22 protein-coding genes are annotated in these 16,502 nt (G+C 54.8%); 18 read left to right on the top strand and 4 right to left on the bottom strand.

Going from position 1 to position 16,502, the window contains the following annotated elements; genetic code table 11:
* Window positions 1-25 precede the first annotated feature (25 nt).
* Complete coding sequence (locus tag IC803_RS11685) at window positions 26-385, bottom strand: YugN family protein (protein ID WP_081206771.1); 360 nt, start codon at window positions 383-385, stop codon at window positions 26-28.
* Between the two features lie 174 nt (window positions 386-559).
* On the opposite strand from IC803_RS11685, the gene IC803_RS11680 reads away from it, so the two are divergent.
* From IC803_RS11680 to IC803_RS11645, 7 genes are all read left to right on the top strand, one after another.
* A complete protein-coding gene (locus IC803_RS11680; protein ID WP_081206772.1) occupies window positions 560-985 on the top strand; it encodes a CBS domain-containing protein in 426 nt (141 codons plus the stop codon).
* A gap of 127 nt (window positions 986-1,112) precedes the next feature.
* On the top strand, window positions 1,113-2,120 hold the full coding sequence (locus IC803_RS11675) for a CAP domain-containing protein (RefSeq protein WP_081206773.1): 1,008 nt from the start codon (window positions 1,113-1,115) through the stop codon (window positions 2,118-2,120).
* 80 nt (window positions 2,121-2,200) lie between these two features.
* Window positions 2,201-2,584: a YlbD family protein gene (locus tag IC803_RS11670; protein WP_081206774.1), complete on the top strand. Its 384-nt coding sequence runs from the start codon at window positions 2,201-2,203 to the stop codon at window positions 2,582-2,584.
* Window positions 2,585-2,596: 12 nt separating this feature from the next.
* A complete protein-coding gene (locus tag IC803_RS11665; protein ID WP_063166397.1) occupies window positions 2,597-2,830 on the top strand; it encodes a YlbE-like family protein in 234 nt (77 codons plus the stop codon).
* A 40-nt stretch (window positions 2,831-2,870) separates the two neighbouring features.
* Window positions 2,871-3,242, top strand: a complete 372-nt coding sequence (locus tag IC803_RS11660) for a hypothetical protein (protein WP_081206775.1) — start codon at window positions 2,871-2,873, stop codon at window positions 3,240-3,242.
* A 235-nt stretch (window positions 3,243-3,477) separates the two neighbouring features.
* Window positions 3,478-3,924 (top strand): YlbF/YmcA family competence regulator, encoded by a 447-nt coding sequence (locus IC803_RS11650; RefSeq protein WP_081206776.1) that lies wholly within the window; start codon window positions 3,478-3,480, stop codon window positions 3,922-3,924.
* An 18-nt stretch (window positions 3,925-3,942) separates the two neighbouring features.
* Window positions 3,943-4,212, top strand: coding sequence for a YlbG family protein (locus tag IC803_RS11645; RefSeq protein WP_008878711.1), 270 nt, complete (start codon window positions 3,943-3,945; stop codon window positions 4,210-4,212).
* 53 nt (window positions 4,213-4,265) lie between these two features.
* Here the strand turns inward: IC803_RS11645 and IC803_RS11640 are convergent, their stop codons facing one another.
* On the bottom strand, window positions 4,266-4,655 hold the full coding sequence (locus IC803_RS11640) for a DUF7147 family protein (protein WP_081206777.1): 390 nt from the start codon (window positions 4,653-4,655) through the stop codon (window positions 4,266-4,268).
* 363 nt (window positions 4,656-5,018) lie between these two features.
* Here IC803_RS11640 and rsmD point away from each other — a divergent pair, with 363 nt between their 5' ends.
* Together rsmD and coaD are read left to right on the top strand one after the other, a co-directional pair.
* Complete coding sequence (gene rsmD, locus IC803_RS11635; RefSeq protein WP_081206779.1) at window positions 5,019-5,627, top strand: 16S rRNA (guanine(966)-N(2))-methyltransferase RsmD; 609 nt, start codon at window positions 5,019-5,021, stop codon at window positions 5,625-5,627.
* The gene (coaD, locus tag IC803_RS11630; protein WP_081206780.1) at window positions 5,593-6,087 is read left to right on the top strand and encodes a pantetheine-phosphate adenylyltransferase; all 495 of its coding nucleotides are present in this window, start codon (window positions 5,593-5,595) and stop codon (window positions 6,085-6,087) included. Before rsmD ends, coaD begins: the two co-directional genes overlap by 35 nt.
* Before the next feature lie 150 nt (window positions 6,088-6,237).
* On the opposite strand, the gene ylbJ is transcribed toward coaD, so the two are convergent.
* On the bottom strand, window positions 6,238-7,473 hold the full coding sequence (gene ylbJ / locus IC803_RS11625; RefSeq protein WP_081206781.1) for a sporulation integral membrane protein YlbJ: 1,236 nt from the start codon (window positions 7,471-7,473) through the stop codon (window positions 6,238-6,240).
* A 92-nt stretch (window positions 7,474-7,565) separates the two neighbouring features.
* On the opposite strand from ylbJ, the gene IC803_RS11620 reads away from it, so the two are divergent.
* Both IC803_RS11620 and IC803_RS11615 read left to right on the top strand, forming a co-directional pair.
* Complete coding sequence (locus IC803_RS11620) at window positions 7,566-8,393, top strand: patatin-like phospholipase family protein (protein ID WP_369826918.1); 828 nt, start codon at window positions 7,566-7,568, stop codon at window positions 8,391-8,393.
* Complete coding sequence (locus tag IC803_RS11615; protein WP_081206783.1) at window positions 8,390-9,409, top strand: SepM family pheromone-processing serine protease; 1,020 nt, start codon at window positions 8,390-8,392, stop codon at window positions 9,407-9,409. Before IC803_RS11620 ends, IC803_RS11615 begins: the two co-directional genes overlap by 4 nt.
* Here the strand turns inward: IC803_RS11615 and IC803_RS11610 are convergent.
* A complete protein-coding gene (locus IC803_RS11610) occupies window positions 9,382-10,602 on the bottom strand; it encodes a nucleotidyltransferase (protein ID WP_081206784.1) in 1,221 nt (406 codons plus the stop codon). The genes IC803_RS11615 and IC803_RS11610 overlap by 28 nt on opposite strands.
* A gap of 363 nt (window positions 10,603-10,965) precedes the next feature.
* Here IC803_RS11610 and IC803_RS11605 point away from each other — a divergent pair, with 363 nt between their 5' ends.
* From IC803_RS11605 to bshC, 7 genes are all read left to right on the top strand, one after another.
* Window positions 10,966-11,508, top strand: coding sequence for a YceD family protein (locus IC803_RS11605; protein ID WP_081206785.1), 543 nt, complete (start codon window positions 10,966-10,968; stop codon window positions 11,506-11,508).
* Window positions 11,509-11,657: 149 nt separating this feature from the next.
* A complete protein-coding gene (gene rpmF, locus IC803_RS11600) occupies window positions 11,658-11,831 on the top strand; it encodes a 50S ribosomal protein L32 (RefSeq protein ID WP_063166387.1) in 174 nt (57 codons plus the stop codon).
* Between the two features lie 157 nt (window positions 11,832-11,988).
* Window positions 11,989-12,744 carry an enoyl-CoA hydratase/isomerase family protein gene (locus tag IC803_RS11595; RefSeq protein WP_081206786.1) on the top strand — a complete coding sequence of 252 codons (756 nt, stop codon included), beginning with the start codon at window positions 11,989-11,991 and terminating at the stop codon, window positions 12,742-12,744.
* 70 nt (window positions 12,745-12,814) lie between these two features.
* Window positions 12,815-13,393: an RsfA family transcriptional regulator gene (locus IC803_RS11590; protein WP_081206787.1), complete on the top strand. Its 579-nt coding sequence runs from the start codon at window positions 12,815-12,817 to the stop codon at window positions 13,391-13,393.
* A gap of 96 nt (window positions 13,394-13,489) precedes the next feature.
* Window positions 13,490-14,380: a 2-dehydropantoate 2-reductase gene (locus IC803_RS11585; protein WP_081206788.1), complete on the top strand. Its 891-nt coding sequence runs from the start codon at window positions 13,490-13,492 to the stop codon at window positions 14,378-14,380.
* Window positions 14,373-14,759 (top strand): DUF3397 domain-containing protein, encoded by a 387-nt coding sequence (locus tag IC803_RS11580; protein WP_081206789.1) that lies wholly within the window; start codon window positions 14,373-14,375, stop codon window positions 14,757-14,759. Before IC803_RS11585 ends, IC803_RS11580 begins: the two co-directional genes overlap by 8 nt.
* Window positions 14,760-14,832: 73 nt before the next feature.
* A complete protein-coding gene (gene bshC, locus IC803_RS11575; RefSeq protein ID WP_081206790.1) occupies window positions 14,833-16,461 on the top strand; it encodes a bacillithiol biosynthesis cysteine-adding enzyme BshC in 1,629 nt (542 codons plus the stop codon).
* Window positions 16,462-16,502 lie beyond the last annotated feature (41 nt).

Genomic DNA, 16,502 nt, shown 5'->3' with positions numbered 1-16,502 from the left:
AAACGAGCTCTCATGCGTTTTTTCATTATTCTTTAATGTTCTCGAGTTCGCTTTTGATTTGTGATAATACTTTTTGGCACTGGCTGACAAGAGAAGATGGAAAATGCTCGCCCTCGCCGTATTCGACGCCATGCGGGTAATAATGTTTCCCTAAAATCGGCGTGAGCAGCTTGATAAGGGCATAACGCGAATCGACATCCCCCTCGACCGCATACCCTTGAACGCGCAAATAGTATGTCCCTTCCTTAATAACGTATTTCCGGTCGTACGTGACTCGTTCATAATCCCATTGCGCCGCGCGCACAAAACCGAGCCGCTCCATAATGTCATCAAGGCGGGACAGTTCAACCGTCTGATTTTCCAGTCCGCTATTTTCAAATTTCATCTTTCTTCCTCCTAACAACGCAGTATGGAAAGCGCGAAAACGGAAATTATCCCCTCATTTATAATAGTACGAAAACGGTTTGCTTTTCAACGAATTGTTTCCCATTGTTTCCGTTTTGCGTGTATTTTTCTCGCTACGACGCGCACAATAACAAACAGAAAGGAGAGACGGACCATGCAAACAGTACGGGACGTCATGTCCACCGATGTGCAATATTGCACTCCGCTCGACAACATTTACGAAGTGGCGGTGAAAATGCGTGAATTTAATGTTGGCGCCATTCCGATCGTCGATGATGGCCGTCTTGTTGGGATGATTACAGATCGCGATTTAGTCGTGCGCGGTATGGCGGAAAAGCACCCCGGCTCGACGGCAGTGACGGAAGTAATGAGCCGCGATCTTGTGACGCTGTCTCCGGACGATTCGGTGCAAAAGGCGGCAGACGTGATGGCGCGCCATCAAATTCGCCGCCTTCCAGTTGTTGAAAATGGCCGTTTAGTCGGCATTGTGGCGCTCGGTGATTTAGCGACGAACCGCTATTCCGACGAAAGCGCCGGCCGTGCGCTGAGCGAGATTTCCGAACAACATACCGTCCATTAACCAAACGGGCAAGACGTGCCTTCTTTTCACCGGATAAGACGCTCTTTTTGGGCGTCCTCTTTTTTTTGTCTTTGAAAAACGGCTATAATGGCAGTAAGGATATTGTGTAGAAAGCGGGAGTTGCTGCGTGAAATGGTTCTTCCTTTTTTTGTTATTCCTGATTGGGTTTTATTACTTCGCACCGAGTCCGCCGCCGCCAAGCCCTCCGGAGCAACCGAAGACAGACGGCTACTTGCTGAAAGAGCCAAAGGCGACCGCTGGCATCGTCGCCTTAATCGGCCAACCGGCGCAAGAGGCGGAAAAACAGCTCGGTGCGCCAGATCGGATCGACCCATCCGCCTATGGTTATGATTGGTGGGTGTACAGCCGCCGTCCTGAATCGTACGTGCAAATCGGCGTGCTTCGGGGCAAGGTCGTCACCGCTTTGGTCGGCGGAGAAAAGGTGAACGTCGAGCCGTTTGCGGTAGGTCAGCGCCTGCAGACGATTTTCCAAACAATGCCGGTCTTATCGAACGTTGAAATTAAGCTAAGCAGTGGAACATACCGGTTTGAGCTGTCTGAACAAGACTACTCGTCAAGGCCGGTCGTCAAAGTCGGCGATGCGTATGCTCAGCTGTACATCGACCGGTTTACCGGAAGCGTGGCGGCCGTTCGCCTGATGGACGCGGAAACGTTCGTTAAGCTGCGGCCGTACGAGCTTGTTTACCGCGGCCGCCTGCCCGCGGCCGCCTCTTTGTCGGAAGAAGGGCAACGAAAGGTTGATGAGGCCAATGCGAAACAAATTTTTGACTGGACGAATTTGATCCGCCGTCGCCATGGACTCCCTCCTCTTATTTGGGATAGCAAAGCGGCTGCTGCCGCCGCCAAGCATAGCCGGGATATGCATGACCATCGGTTTTTCTCCCACGAGTCGCCGCAATACGGCGATTTGTCCAAACGGCTCGGCGCGTTGAACGTTTCTTTCCAATTGGCTGGGGAAAATATCGCTGCCCACCAGGTGGATGGTGTAGAGGCGACCGCTGGATGGCTGAACAGTGAGAAACATCGGGAAATTATGCTAAACGAGGAATTCACCCACCTCGGCGTTGGCGTCTATGATGGGTATTACACGCAAAACTTCTTTACCCCGCTGTAAAAATTGGGCGCACCTTCGCTTGCTGGGCGCGATATGATATGGCAGATAGGCATGAGTGGATGAAAGGGATGAGAACCGCCATGGCCAAGCCTCTGCATCCTTCGGTTGAACAATTCAAACAGTTTGTGAAAAAACACCCAAAAATCGTCCAAGAGGTGCGCAGCGGCAAAAAGACGTGGAAGCAAGTGTACGAGGATTGGTATTTGTTCGGGGAAGACGATGAAATATGGGATTCGTATCGCGAAGCAAGCGGTAAGAAGAAAGAGGAAGAAAAAGGAACAAACAAATGGCTTGATAAGCTGGCTGCAATGCTCGGGCAGCTTGATGCGGCAGAAGTGCAAAAACATTTGGCGAACGTCCAACAGGCGATCACCGCGATCCAACGCATTCTTTCTGAATTTCAAGGGGCTGACTTGCAGCGCCCAAACAAAGAGGAGCATCCGTTTTCGTTCCGCAAAGACTAAAGGGTGGTGGCGATGAGAAAGGACGTATGGCAATATGTGCAGGCAAACCCGATGTTGCGTGCGTTTTTGCGCGAACAGCCGCGCTGGTATCGGCTGCTTGCCCGCCGCCCGCATGAGCTGTCGGCGTTTCAGTTGGCCGCCTTGCGCCATTATGAGCAAACAATCCCCGATAAGGTAGAAAAAATGGCTCAGTCGCTGCAAATGGCCTCGCTCATGTGGCAAATGTTTAAAGCGTTGCGCGATTAATTTGGCGGCAAACGGCAAAGACTAGCCTTGAAAGGGAGTGATGTCTTTGCTGAGATGGATTGTATGGCTCGGATGTGCTATACTGTTATTGATGCCTGCGATCGGCCGGACGGCCGCAACGGCGGCCACCCCTCATGCATCATCGGCAGCCGGGTTGCTCGAAGTAAAGCATGAGGTGAAAGGGAACGACGTCTTCATTGAGTGTTTTGCCGCTCAATTTCCGTTTCGCAAAGGGAACGGCGGCGGGCACATTAACGTGTATATCAACGGGCAAAAGATGACGGAAGTGTATACAGCCGCCTTTGTCGTGCGCGGTCTGCCAAGCGGAAAGCATGTCATTCGTCTTGAGCTCGCCTATAACGATGGAAAGATGACTGGCATGGCACATGAGTTTGACGTCGAGATTCCATAAAGAGGCCTGTGCAGTCTGCCGCCCACTAAACATATACAAGGCGCTCGAATATCCGCGCCAGCGCGCTGGCATAGGTAAGGTGGCACTGCGGGATCGGCAGTTCGCTAAAAAGGCTATCCGATAAAGCCTTTCCGGCTTTCGGATAGCCTTTTTTGCCATGCTTTCCTCGTCTCATCTCTTCTGTTTCCATTTTTCCGTCATTCATGGTATGATGAATGATGGAGGTGCCATATTTGTGAGGATTGCTACTCTCGAGCGCATCGAGATTTTGGATAAAGCAGAAGCATTAGCGAACATGGTTGTAGAATCAGACGTAGCGGACGACTATCGCCGCGCGTTTTGGCGGCTCAAGCAAGACCGCCGCGCCCAGCAGCTGATCGCCCGCTTCGTCAAGCTGAAGGAACGGTACGAGGAAGTGCAGCGCTTCGGCAAATACCATCCCGATTACCGCGATGTGATGAAAGAAGTGCGCGAAGCGAAACGGGAGCTTGACTTGCATGAAACGGTCGCCGCCTTTAAAGAGGCGGAAAAGGCGCTGCAGCAGCTGCTCGACGACATTAGCGTGCTGATCGGCAAGGCCGTATCGGAACACGTGAAAGTGCCCACCGGGAATCCGTATTTTTTGTCGGCTGGCTGTTCCGTTGGTTGCGGGAGCGGCGGAGGCTGCGGCTGCCGCACATAGAAAAAAGGGGAAGGGACTATGTTTCCAAAACGGCAAGGGATTATCGTTTGGCTTCATTCGCTGAAGTACGGGAAACAGCTGCGCAAGTTTGGCAACATTCATTACATTTCCAAGCGGCTGAAGTATGCGGTTCTTTACTGCGATATGGAACAAGTTGACCATGTGATGAAAAAGCTTGCCGCACTCCCGTTTGTCAAGCGGGTCGAGCCGTCGTACCGACCGTTTTTAAGGCTGGAATTTGAATCGAAAGGGGAGAAGGAAAAAGACTCCCCGTATCCGCTTGGATGAAAGAAAAGAGCAGACCCCGGCTAGCATCAGCCGCAGGGTCTGCTCTTTTCTCGCTATTGAAGCGGCGGGATGAAGCGGTTCATCCGCATAATGCCGATTAAGTGATGATAGTATAGGTCAAGATCAGCGAACATTGTCGATGGCTTGACATCGAGATGGATGACGGTTGTGTTAAGCTCTTTTGCGGTTTCCGCGAACAGTTCGTACCGTTTGTTCGGATTGACGGACGGATCGGGAATGCCTTCGCGGCAAATATAAAGCGGCTGAAAGTCACCCGGGTCGGTTGGGTGAAGAACAACAGCCAAGGACACGACGGGCCGGTCTTTTTTCACCGTATGGAAAGCAAAGAAGCCGGATAAGCGATGACGATTGGCCCGCGCCAGCTCGATCAATTCATATATATCGGAGTAGCCTTCGCCAAGTTCGATAAAACGTTGGATCATGTATGGTCCCCCTTGTAATCATCGTCCATCCTTAACTTTACCGGCCATCTGCCAAAATTGCAATCAAAAAAAAACCTTGCGGTCCAAACGATCCGCAAGGCCCTTTCCAGTTCCTTGCCTCCGCGTGGAGCGGAACAAGGAACGGAAAGAAAAAGAAAAGGGAGAGGAGAAACCGGAGGAAGAACTTATGGGGAAACGTAAGTCTTCTCCGTCATTGGCAACAACGCCATTAACGATGTTGCCATTACTCATTATGGACGGTTTGCCGATTTCTATACATGCGCTGATAAAAAATTCTTCGGTTTGACGATGGACGACTTTATGGTAAGATTACGGTGAAAACGACGAATTAGGTGAAACGCGATGAGAGTCATTTCCGGAATGTGCAAAGGCCGGCATCTGCAAGCGGTTCCAGGGATGTCGACACGTCCGACGACCGATAAAGTCAAAGAGGCGATCTTCAATATGATCGGGCCGTATTTTGCGGACGGCATCGGCCTTGACTTGTTCGCCGGCAGCGGCGGTTTAGGCATTGAAGCGCTCAGCCGCGGGCTCGAGCGTGTCGTTTTTGTTGATCACGATGCGAAGGCGGTGCAAACGGTCCGAAAAAACGTTGCCGCCTGCGGGCTTGAGAAACGGGCGGAAATTTACCGCAATGATGCCGAGCGGGCCTTAAAGGCGGTTGCGAAACGCGGCTTGCGCTTCTCTGCCATTTTTCTCGATCCGCCGTACAAGGAGAAAAAGTGGCCGACGCTTTTATCGTTGATCGCCGAGCGTGACCTGCTAGAGGCGGACGGCGTTGTCGTCGCCGAACATCCCGCCGGGGCCGAGCTGCCGGAAGAAGTCGGCAACTTGAGGCAATGGAAACGCGAAACGTATGGCATTACCGGCATCACCATTTATCGTCGGATAGACGAACAGAAAGGGGACGAAAGCGATGGCGAGCATTGCCGTTTGCCCGGGGAGCTTTGACCCTGTGACGTATGGGCATTTGGATATTATTAAGCGGGGAGCGAAAGTGTTTGACCAAGTTTATGTGGCGGTGTTAAATAATTCGTCGAAAAAGCCGCTGTTTACCGTCGAGGAGCGGATGGAGTTGCTGCGCGAGGTGACGCGGACGCTCGAAAATGTTCATGTTGAATCGTTCCACGGCCTGCTTGTCGATTATGCCCGCAGCAAAAAGGCGAACGCCATTTTGCGCGGCTTGCGTGCGGTGTCCGATTTTGAGTACGAAATGCAAATTACGTCGATGAACCGCGTCCTCGATGAGAACATCGAAACGTTTTTTATGATGACAAACAGCCAGTATGCGTTTTTAAGCTCAAGCATCGTCAAGGAAGTGGCAAAATATAATGGCGACATTTCCGAGCTCGTCCCCCCGGTTGTGGAAGCGGCGTTAAAGCGGAAATTTGCGTCCGCAGCCGCCGAATGACAGCCAAGGGGAGAACACTACCCAGTTGGCAGCTGAAGCGCGGCTTTGAAGCCGGCCGCATATTGATGAGCAGATGAAGCCGACTGACAACCGAACCAAAACCATGCAGCTTTGCTCGGTAGATGAGCCCGAAGGCCGGGCGCCTAACGGTTACAAGCGCCCGCGGGTTCCATTGGCCGCTTTGGCGGTCAGCCATATATAAAGGCAAAGAAAGAGAAGCGTCACGAGCGGTCCATATTGCTGCAGCAGCCGCCAGCCTTCGTCCCACGCGCCGCCCGGGACGGCGGGGAGAAACGCCGGAATGCTGCCCGGCTCTCCGGTGGCTGTCCGTACATACAACGGCTTCCAAAGCAAGTATGTAAATGAAGCCGCGAACACTCCATGCATCAGACGGGCGACGAAAAACGGCTGAAAGCGAATGTTGGCCTCGGCAAGGATGCTGGCTACTTGCGCTTGGACGGAAAATCCGCCGAAAGCGAGGATGAAACTTGTCGCCACCGCTTTTTCAAACAGCATGGCTTCCTCTGTTTGGCTGATCATTTGACTGCCGAGTGTAATTTCAAACAAGCCGGAAAACACCGGGATGTCAAGTTGCTCCGGCAGCTGGACGAGGCGAAGCAGCTGGCGCAGCAACGGGGCGAGCTGTTCAGTCAAGTGCATCATGTACAGCAGTTTGTTGACGACAGAAAAGAGAATAATGAAACCGCCGATCATTAGCAGCGTTTGGACGGAAGAGCGGACAGCGTCGCCGAGCAGCTTGCCAAGCGGCTGCTCGTTTTTCAATCGCGTTTTGTGCAACGTGCGCAGCGCGTACGGAAATGAAAACGGCCGGGGGCTTCGCTTTGGCCGCCCTTTTTCTTTCCGGATGCCGTGAAACCGCATGATCAATCCAACGCTAATGTTCCCTAAATAATGAGAAACAGCCAGTACAAGACCGAGATGCGGGTTGTTGAAAAATCCGGCCGAGACCGCGCCAAAAATGAACAGCGGGTTCGATGAATTGGTGAAGGAAGCAAGCCGCTCAGCCTCAATGGTAGACAGTTGCTTTTCCTGGTACAGGCGGGCAGTCAGCTTTGCTCCGGACGGGTAGCCGGACGCCATTCCCATCGCCCAGGCAAACCCGCCGACGCCCGGGACACGAAACAACGGGCGCATCAGCGGTTCAAGCAGGACGCCGAGAAAGTTGACGACGCCAAAGCTAATCAGCAGTTCCGAGACGATGAAAAACGGCAAGAGCGACGGAAAGACGACTTCCCACCACATATTTAACCCGCGAATGGACGCCTCAAGCGACTGCTTCGGGTAGCAAATGAGTGAAAACGCAAATAAGGTGACGGCGGAAGCGAGCAGTGCCGTTTTCAGTTTCGTTCCCCAGTTTCGTTTCAACGTTCTCCCCCCTTTTCTCGCTGTGCGGCTTCGCGCGGTACAACCTCATATAACCTAATATACGAGCATAGGGGGGCGTTTTAGACCATAAGATGAAAGCGGGGAGCGCCGTAGCGAAAGGGGGAAGGATCGTGCCGCCGAAAGTCGGATTGGCGCTCGGCTCGGGAGGGGCGCGCGGATTTGCCCATCTTGGCGTATTGAAAGTATTGGAGGAAGAAGACATTCCGGTGTCCTGCTTGGCCGGCAGCAGCATCGGGGCGCTGATCGCCGTCCTTTATGCGAGCGGCCACGGCCTCAACCGACTCTACCGGCTCGCCAAATCGTTCCGGCGCAACGATTTTCTCGACTGGACGGTGCCGAAAATGGGATTGATCGCCGGCGAGCGCATCGCCGAGTTCATCCGGTTGTTGACGAAAGGGAAGCAAATCGAGGAGCTTTCTCCGCCGGTCGCGGTTGTCGCCGCCGATTTGCAGACGGGGGAAAAAGTCGTATTCCGGCAAGGGGAAGCAGCCCAGGCGGTGCGGGCGAGCATCTCAATTCCCGGCATTTTTGTGCCGGCCGAGATAGACGGACGGCTGCTTGTCGACGGCGGCGTCGTCGACCGGGTGCCGGTGTCGGTCGCCCGGTCGATGGGAGCGGATGTCGTCATCGCCGTCGATGTCGCCCCGCTTAACACGGAGGTGGAAATTGCATCGATTGTCGATGTCATCTGGCAGAGCCTCGATATTTTGCAAGCCGAGCTCGTCGCTTACCGCCAGCTCGCCTCCGATGTGATGATCCGGCCGCGTGTTGAGCGGTACAGTTCGCGGGCGTTTACCGATGTTGAGGAAATCATCGCCCGCGGCGAGGAAGAGGCGCGGAGACAGATCGGAGCGATCCGCCAAGCGATTGAACAGTGGAAGGAGCCAGGGCACGAATGAAAAAACGGACATACATCGCAGCATTTTTCTTTGGCATCGTCCTCGCTTTTTTGCTGATTTTTATGAAACTGCCGTATTATGTGACGATGCCGGGAAGCGCGCAAAGTTTAAAGCCGCTCGTTCATGTCGAACACGGCGACCGCGATGCGGGAACGTTCATGCTGACGACGGTCCGCATGGGGCGGGCGAACGTTGTCGCGTATTTGCTCGCCCATATCCGCCCGTTTTATGAGCTGCACCCAGTGGAGGAGATCAAGCGGGAGGGGGAGAGCGATAAAGAATATACGATGCGCCAGCTTCAGCTGATGGAACAGTCGAAAGAGGCGGCGATCGTCGTGGCCTACCGGCATGCCGGAAAGCCGGCCGCGTATGAGGCGAAAGGCGTGTACGTGATGAGCGTCCTCCCTAATATGCCGGCAGCCGGGCGCCTCGAAGCCGGTGACCGCATTGCCGCGATCGACGGCCGGCCGCTCAACACGCTCGAACAAATGGTGAACTACGTTCGGGGAAAAAAGGCCGGCGATCGTGTCCGTGTCACGTTTGTCCGCGGCAGGGAGCGGCATGAAGCGGAGCTTGCGTTGAAGCCGTTTCCGAACCATCCGAATCAGGTCGGCCTTGGCGTGACATTGATGACGGATTATGACGTTCGCACCGACCCGCCGGTGGACGTCGATTCGGAACAAATCGGCGGCCCGTCGGCCGGACTCATGTTTTCGCTTGAAATTTACAATCAGCTCGTCGATGAGGATATTGCAAAAGGACGGAAAATCGCCGGCACCGGAACGATTGACATTCACGGGGAGGTCGGCCCGATCGGCGGCATTTCGCAAAAAGTGGTGGCGGCCGACCGCGAAGGGGCGGATGTGTTCTTCGCTCCGAACGAACACGGTGCACCATCATCGAACTACCGCGAGGCGGTCCGGACGGCCAAAAAAATCGGGACGAAGATGAAAATCGTCCCGGTCGATACGTTTGACGAAGCGATCCGCTATTTGCGTTCCATGCCGGAGGCGTAAATGGGTGCCGTCGCGTATTCTTCCTTCAGCGCGGTGCTGTATAACGGCTCAGGGAAGGCGGCAGCATAGACGGCTGTCGCCTTTTTTTCCTGCTCGTACAGCGGGTCGCCGTTCAGTTTGGCTGCTTTGGCGGCGAGCGGTAGCATCAGCTTCTTTTTCACCTGCTGCAAGTAGCGGCGGCCGTTGTCGTTCATGCCGAGCAGCCGGATGTACGTCGGGGCGGACGCCTGATTTTGTTCCTCCTTCGTGAAATTCGTCAGCACATGCACGCATAGGCGTTGAAGCCTTGTCCATGTGTACCGTTTTGTCTTCGTTGCGGCGATGAAGGCGGCGAACGTTTCGGCGCCGGAAATTTTTTGCTTCAGTCGGTATTCGATGCCTTCCTCAACTCCGGCAATGCGGCGCAGTTCCCCTTCAGTGGCCGTCAGCAGCCGATATTTCAGCAACGGAAAATACGCCTCCCAATCGTGCCAGCGCCCGTACGTCTCTCGGTATCGCCGCAGCTGTTCGGCGGTGGCAGGCGGGATGTACGCGGCGATTTGTTCCAGCTGTCCGGTTTTCCCAAGCGCTTTCCGCAAGCTTGTCGCGCTGGCGATGGACGGATGGGAAAACGATTCGTCATGATACCCGGCCGCTAGACGCGGGATGGTGCGCGGGACGATCGCCAGCTTATGTTGCCGAATCGCTTTCACGTACGCAAAGCCGAGCACGTTGTTCGGTTTGGATAAGTCGAGCGGGGCGGAACCGAGCTGCCGCCATGCTTCAGCGTTCGCTTTCGGGAAGCTTTGTCCGCGCGCAAGCCCGGCGCGGACGAGGACGTCAAACTTTCCTTTTTGTTGAAACAATGTTTCCGCGGCAGCCAAAAAGGCGGTAATGTCTCCTGACTCGCTGCCGAAGCAAAGCTCCTGACAGCCGAGGGCATCAAGCAGCTGCACCGCTCCATATGCAAACTGCTCCGCCGCTTGAACAGCGAACACGTACGGCAGCTCGATGACGAGATCAACGCCTGCCGCCAGCGCCATTTTCGCCCGCGCCCATTTCGAAACGATGGCCGGTTCGCCGCGCTGCAGGAAATTCCCGCTCATGACGGCAATTACGCAGTCTGCCTCCGTCGTTTTTTTTGTCTCTTGCAGATGATGCCAATGGCCGTTATGAAACGGATTGTATTCAACGATGATGCCGACGGCTTTCATGGCCGCCCTCCCCAACGGAATCCATGCTGTCCGATGCCAAAACGATCGTTTGTCAATGGCTACACCTCCTGTATGTCATCTAGTATGGAATAAGCGGCAGCGGAGATCAACTCCGGGTATAAGGATGCCGCCTGCCAAAGGGATAAAAGCGCCGCCGGCAGGCAGGTGGAACGGTGTCGACTTTTGCGCAGTTGCCGCGAGGCGAAAGCGTGCATGCCGGCAGCGAAATTTGGCAATGATGGGAGTATGCCTTTCCTCCCGCCTCATTTCTCCTTTCCGAAAGGGCAAACGGTTGTAAAGAAAAAACATTGACAAAAATAAAAACGGAACGTATAATTTTATTCGTTGCCTTGAGGTGATCATATGAAATGGACGGTTCAACAGCTTCGCCGTTTCCAGCATAAAGAAATGGCGATTGATGAGACGGTCGATGTGTCTGATTTAAAGCAAATCGACACGTTGATCCGTGATATTTCACCGGTTCGCGTCCAAGGAAAAGCGGACGTCGGTTCGACAAAGTTTACGTTTCACTTGACGTTGTCGGGGACGATGGTGTTGCCTTGTTCCCGGACGCTCGTCGATGTGGCGTATCCGTTTTCCATCGAGACGACGGAGACGTTTTTTGCTGACGGCGGCGACTTTGTCGAAACGGACGAGGATACTCATATCGCAACCGGGGAAACGATTGATTTGAATCCGATTATTCGCGAACTTATTTTGCTTGAAATCCCGCTGCAGCTCATTGCTCACAATCCGGCCGCCGACGGGGCGCCGCAGCACGGGGAAGGATGGGATGTCCTCTCGGAAGAGCAATGGGAGAAGGCGATGGAAGAGCGGGCGGCGAGCAAAGTCGATCCTCGTCTAGCAGGGTTGGCCAAGTTTTTTGAAGAGAAAAACGAGGAATGACATTTACCGGCGTTGCCGGTCGATGGCGCCGATGAAATGCGCACCGTCCGGCAGCTGCCTTGTTTGCCGGCTGGCGGAAGTCCAACACAAGCGGCCGTCCGCCTGCCGGCATCGATAAGCTGAATGTGCCGGACAAGGAGGTGGAAACGATGGCAGTACCTTTTAGAAGAACATCGAAAACGCGAAAAAGACTGCGCCGTACACACTTTAAACTGCAAGTGCCAGGCATGGTGCAATGCCCGAACTGCGGCGAATGGAAGTTGGCGCACCGCGTCTGCAAAGCATGCGGAACGTACAAAGGAAAAGATGTCGTCAACAAATAATCGCCGGCATCGCGCGACAGGCTGTCCGAAAACAGGACAGCCTTTTTTATTGGTTATGGAAAATCAACGCTGTTTGTCCGCGGATTCGTTTTTTCGCCGCGGGGCAGGAAAATGGCGCGTCCATGCCCAATTTATCATACGAAGGGGGAGACGTGCCATGGAAGCGATGGTGGAACATCATAACGGCGTCGCGCTGTTTACGATTTGCCGCCCGGAAAAGCGCAACGCGATCAACTTTGCCGTTATGCATGCCCTCGAACAGGCAATCGAGCAAGCGGCGGCCGATGACGGCGTAAAAGTGTTCGCCATTACGGGCGCCGGCGGCGAGGCGTTTTGTTCGGGCGGCGATTTAAGCGAGTTCGGGCATTTGCGCGGCGCGGAGGCAAAACAAATGCTTACGCGCATGGGGGAGCTGCTGTACAAACTATTGACGTTTCCGAAACCGACGGCAGCGCTCGTCAACGGAACGGCAATGGGAGGGGGCTGCGAGCTCGCGACCGCCTGTGATTTCCGCTTTGTCAAGGAGGGAAGCCGGATTGGGTTTGTCCAAGGCCGGCTCGGCATTACGACCGGCTGGGGCGGCGCGTCCATGCTGTTGGAAAAGCTTCCATACGCGCGGGCGCTCGACTTGTTGTTGCGCGCCGAGCCGATGACGGCAGAGGCGATGGCGGCGTGCGGCTGGGCCGATGCCGTTCTGCCGGCTGATCGTTGGCGCGAACAATGGCAGGCGCAGCTTGCCCCTTATGCGGCGCGATCGCTCGCTGTCTTGCAAGCCTATAAGGCTGTATCGGGCGAAAAATGGCGAACAGCTTGGTTTCGCGAGCAGTTTTTCGCCGAGATCGATCGTTGTGCCGGGCTTTGGGGATCGGCGGAGCATGAACAGGCACTGCGTCCTTTTTTACGCAAAAAGTAAATTTTTCCTTCTACCGTTTCTATTAGCCGCATACATATAATGACAAAGCGGCGATAAGGAGGGGAAGGGGATGACGGGAGTACGCCAGGACGCATGGACGAAAGAAGAGGATGAACTGTTGGCCGACGTCGTGCTCCAGTATATTCGCGAAGGCGGCACCCAGCTTGAAGCGTTTGCTGAAGTAGGGCGGCGCTTGTCGCGGACGGCCGCGGCGTGCGGATTTCGCTGGAACTCGTATGTCCGCAAGCAGTATAAAGAGGAGATCGAGCAGGCAAAACAGGAGCGGAAAACGCGGAAAAAAGAGACGGCAACCGGAAAAGAAGGCGGGGGGCAAACGGAAATGGAAGCGGCGGTTGAGAGCAAGCTGTCATGGCCGGAGGTGCTGGCCTTTTTGCAAGCCGAAGGGCAAAAGGCGCGCGACGCCCGGCGGGCAGCCGATGAGAATCGGGCGTTAAAAAACGATATGGAACAGCTGCAGCAAATGGTCACAAAATTGCAACTGGAAAAAGAAGCGCTGCAAAAACAGCTCGCGGCTGTCCAAGAGGAGTATAAAACGCTGCTCGCCATTATGGAGCGGGCGCGGAAAATGGTGGCGGGCGCGGAAAAACAAGCGGAACAGGCGGCGGCCGAGGGCGTCGGCGAAGGATAAAAGCTGGCTTTTTAGCCGGCTTTTTTTCTTAACGGATCAGGGGGACATTTGCTAAAATAAGGCTAACGTGACTTTGCGAGAAAGCGGGGGAGGGGCGTGAACATTGGCATTATCGGCGGCGGGGCGGTCGGGCTGCTGCTTGCCGCCTATCTCGGGCAGCGCCACGAAGTGACGGTTTATACGAAACGCTTGTCCCAAGCAGAGCAGCTGGCCAAGCACGGTGTTGCGCTGAAAAAAGATGGGAAAACAGCGGTCGTGGCGGTTCGGGCGCGGCCGTTTGCCGGAGCGGAGTTCGCCGAGCCGCTCGTGTTTGTGACCGTCAAACAGTATGATCTTGCTGCTGTTTGCGCACAACTTGATTCGTTTTGCTGCATCCGCACGCTTGTGTTTTTGCAAAATGGCATGGGCCATCTCGAGACGTTGTCCGCTTTTGCCGGCAAAAACGTCGCCGTTGGCGTCGTGGAGCATGGCGCGCTGAAGCTTGACGACCGGACGGTGGCGCATACAGGCGCCGGCAAGTTGACGCTCGCACCGTTATACGGGTCGCCTGCTATGGCCGCCGAATTGGCCGGGGACGATGATTTTCCGATCGAATGGGCGGATGATTGGGAGCGGATTCTTGTCGATAAGCTCGTCGTTAACGCGGTCATCAATCCGCTCACGGCGCTATTGCAGGTGAAAAACGGGGCGCTCCTTGAGGTGGCGCCGTATCGGGACATGATGGCGCAGCTGTTTGAGGAAGTGCGGCAAGTGCTGCCGCTTCATAGCGCCGAGCAGGCGTGGCAGCGCATTGTCCACATATGCCGAAACACGGCGGACAACTATTCGTCGATGTATATGGATGTGGCGAACGGGCGCCGAACGGAAATCGATGCGATTTTAGGCTATGTGCTGAAGCAAGGAGAAGCGCGCGGCGTGGCGCTGCCGCTCGTCCGTTTTGTCTTTTGCGCGTTGAAAGGGAAGGAAGGGGGGAATGCGGATGGGTGATTGGCTTGCGCCGATGCTGGCGACATTTGTGACGCTGCCGCTCTTGCTATTTTTGCTCGTCTATTTTGGAGCGCGCCTGTTTGGCAGGCGGAAGCGGGCGGCGTTTTACGCCGCGGTCAACGCCGCGACCGCGTTTTTCATCGCCGCGGTCTATTTTTTGCTGACTGTGTTGTTCGGAAAATCGTATTTTATTCATCTCCTTCTCTTTTTGCTTGGGCTGCACGCCGCTATCGCGCTCGGTTATTGGAGGAAAAAGGGAGATTTTCGCTTAGCGGCGGTGTTCCGTCTATTTTGGCGGGCGAGTTTTCTCATTTTTGCTTCCCTTTATGCCGGGTTGCTCGCATACGGCATGGTGGCGCGCGTCGCCGCCAACCTTTGAGCAATGATTTTTCTCTCTTTGCACCGAACGTGCTATACTCATGAAAGAATACATAGGAAAGGGAGTTTTCGCCATGGAAGTTCGCGAGGTTCCGCTGCCGGCGGCAACGAAGCTGGCTGCTGATTACATAACCGGTGCATTCCCGGCTGAGAAAGGGTTTGCCTATGCCCGGGCGGATGATGAGGCGTTTCGCCGGCGATTGTCCCACTTGCAAGGAAGGACGTATGACCGCCGTGGGCTGGCTGATTACTTAGACGCCTATCACCGCCGGTTTTCGGCCAGCGCGGCAACAATGAACAATATCGACAAGCTGCGCGATGAAAACAGCGTTGTCATCGTCGGCGGGCAGCAAGCCGGACTATTGACCGGACCGCTTTATACGATTTATAAAATCGTTACGATCATTCAGCTGGCCAAAGAGCAGGAGCAAAAACTCGGTGTACCGGTTGTGCCGCTGTTTTGGATCGCCGGCGAAGACCATGACATCGCCGAAGTCGACCATGTATATATCGTCGAGGGCGGCGAAGTCAAAAAAGCGGTGTACCCGCACAGGCGGAAAGAAAGGCGGATGGCGGCCGATGTCCCGCTCGATCGTCAGCTTGCTGATGAGTGGATTGAGCGCGTCGTCAAAACATATGGGGAAACGGACGTGACGAATGAACTGCTCTCATTTCTAGCGGCGTGCTTGGACGATTCCCGCACGTTTGTCGACTTTTTTGCCGCTATTGTTCTGCGCTTGTTTGCCGATGACGGCCTAGTCGTCCTCAATGCCGGCGATGCGGCGGTGCGCCCGCTCGAGCGCTGTTTCTTCGCCGCGCTCGTTGACCGCCATCGCGATGTGACGTCAGCCGTGCTGTCTCAGCAAGGGGCGCTGCGTGCGCTCGGATATGCACCGCTCATTGAGATCGCGCCGGATGCGGCCAACTTGTTTTATTACGACGGCCATGAGCGCTCTCTTTTGCACTATGATGAGGAGAGCGGCCTGTTTCGCAATAAAGCAGGGAGCGTCATTTTGACGAAGCAACAGCTGCTCAAGCTCGCTGAAACGAAGCCGGTCTGTTTAAGCAACAATGTTGTCACCCGTCCGCTTATGCAAGAATATTTGCTGCCGACGCTCGCTTTTGTTGCCGGTCCTGGGGAGATCGCCTATTGGGCGGAGTTGAAAGAGGTGTTCCCGCTGTTTAGGATGGAAATGCCGCCAGTGGTGCCGCGTTTGCAGGCGACGATCGTCAGCCGTTCGCTGCAGACCGACCTGGCCGATATCGGTCTTGAGGCGGATGAGGTACTGTCCGGGCGCCTTGAGGAGGCCAAGCAGCAATGGCTCAAGGCAACGGCCGAAGCCCCGCTGGCGGAGGCGTTTGCCAAAGCGAAAGACGACATTGAAGCGGCGCATCGGCCGCTGCGCGAGCTCGGCATGGAAATTGACCGCGGATTAGAAGGATTGGTGGCGAAAAATGCCGCCATCATTCAGGCACAAATCGAGTTTCTTCAGCAAACGTTGGAGCGGGCGCTGTTGCGCAAACATGAGGCCGAGTGGCGGAAATTTTGGCGTGTGGAAACGGCGCTGCGCCCAAGCGGTGCGCCCCAAGAGCGGGTTTGGAACGTGTTTTACTACGTGAACCGTTACGGATTTGATTTTGTAGAAAAACTTTTGGCCATCCGCCATCCGGAAAACGGAATGCACAAAATTGTATATATATAAGGCTTTTTCAAAGAAAAAGTCGAAAAGAAAAATCCTGTTTC

This window comes from Geobacillus sp. 46C-IIa (assembly GCF_014679505.1).
Lineage (GTDB): Bacteria > Bacillota > Bacilli > Bacillales > Anoxybacillaceae > Geobacillus.
The sequence above is the reverse complement of the archived record's forward strand: the minus strand, read 5'-3'. Positions and strand labels throughout refer to the sequence as shown.

Coding starts and splice junctions, on each gene's coding strand:
- IC803_RS11685 (WP_081206771.1), bottom strand. CDS start 385: ATGAAATTTGAAAATAGCGGACTGGAAAATCAGACGGTTGAACTGTCC.
- IC803_RS11680 (WP_081206772.1), top strand. CDS start 560: ATGCAAACAGTACGGGACGTCATGTCCACCGATGTGCAATATTGCACT.
- IC803_RS11670 (WP_081206774.1), top strand. CDS start 2,201: ATGGCCAAGCCTCTGCATCCTTCGGTTGAACAATTCAAACAGTTTGTG.
- IC803_RS11665 (WP_063166397.1), top strand. CDS start 2,597: ATGAGAAAGGACGTATGGCAATATGTGCAGGCAAACCCGATGTTGCGT.
- IC803_RS11660 (WP_081206775.1), top strand. CDS start 2,871: ATGTCTTTGCTGAGATGGATTGTATGGCTCGGATGTGCTATACTGTTA.
- IC803_RS11645 (WP_008878711.1), top strand. CDS start 3,943: ATGTTTCCAAAACGGCAAGGGATTATCGTTTGGCTTCATTCGCTGAAG.
- IC803_RS11640 (WP_081206777.1), bottom strand. CDS start 4,655: ATGATCCAACGTTTTATCGAACTTGGCGAAGGCTACTCCGATATATAT.
- rsmD (WP_081206779.1), top strand. CDS start 5,019: ATGAGAGTCATTTCCGGAATGTGCAAAGGCCGGCATCTGCAAGCGGTT.
- coaD (WP_081206780.1), top strand. CDS start 5,593: ATGGCGAGCATTGCCGTTTGCCCGGGGAGCTTTGACCCTGTGACGTAT.
- IC803_RS11620 (WP_369826918.1), top strand. CDS start 7,566: ATGAAAGCGGGGAGCGCCGTAGCGAAAGGGGGAAGGATCGTGCCGCCG.
- IC803_RS11615 (WP_081206783.1), top strand. CDS start 8,390: ATGAAAAAACGGACATACATCGCAGCATTTTTCTTTGGCATCGTCCTC.
- IC803_RS11610 (WP_081206784.1), bottom strand. CDS start 10,602: ATGAAAGCCGTCGGCATCATCGTTGAATACAATCCGTTTCATAACGGC.
- IC803_RS11605 (WP_081206785.1), top strand. CDS start 10,966: ATGAAATGGACGGTTCAACAGCTTCGCCGTTTCCAGCATAAAGAAATG.
- rpmF (WP_063166387.1), top strand. CDS start 11,658: ATGGCAGTACCTTTTAGAAGAACATCGAAAACGCGAAAAAGACTGCGC.
- IC803_RS11595 (WP_081206786.1), top strand. CDS start 11,989: ATGGAAGCGATGGTGGAACATCATAACGGCGTCGCGCTGTTTACGATT.
- IC803_RS11590 (WP_081206787.1), top strand. CDS start 12,815: ATGACGGGAGTACGCCAGGACGCATGGACGAAAGAAGAGGATGAACTG.
- IC803_RS11580 (WP_081206789.1), top strand. CDS start 14,373: ATGGGTGATTGGCTTGCGCCGATGCTGGCGACATTTGTGACGCTGCCG.
- bshC (WP_081206790.1), top strand. CDS start 14,833: ATGGAAGTTCGCGAGGTTCCGCTGCCGGCGGCAACGAAGCTGGCTGCT.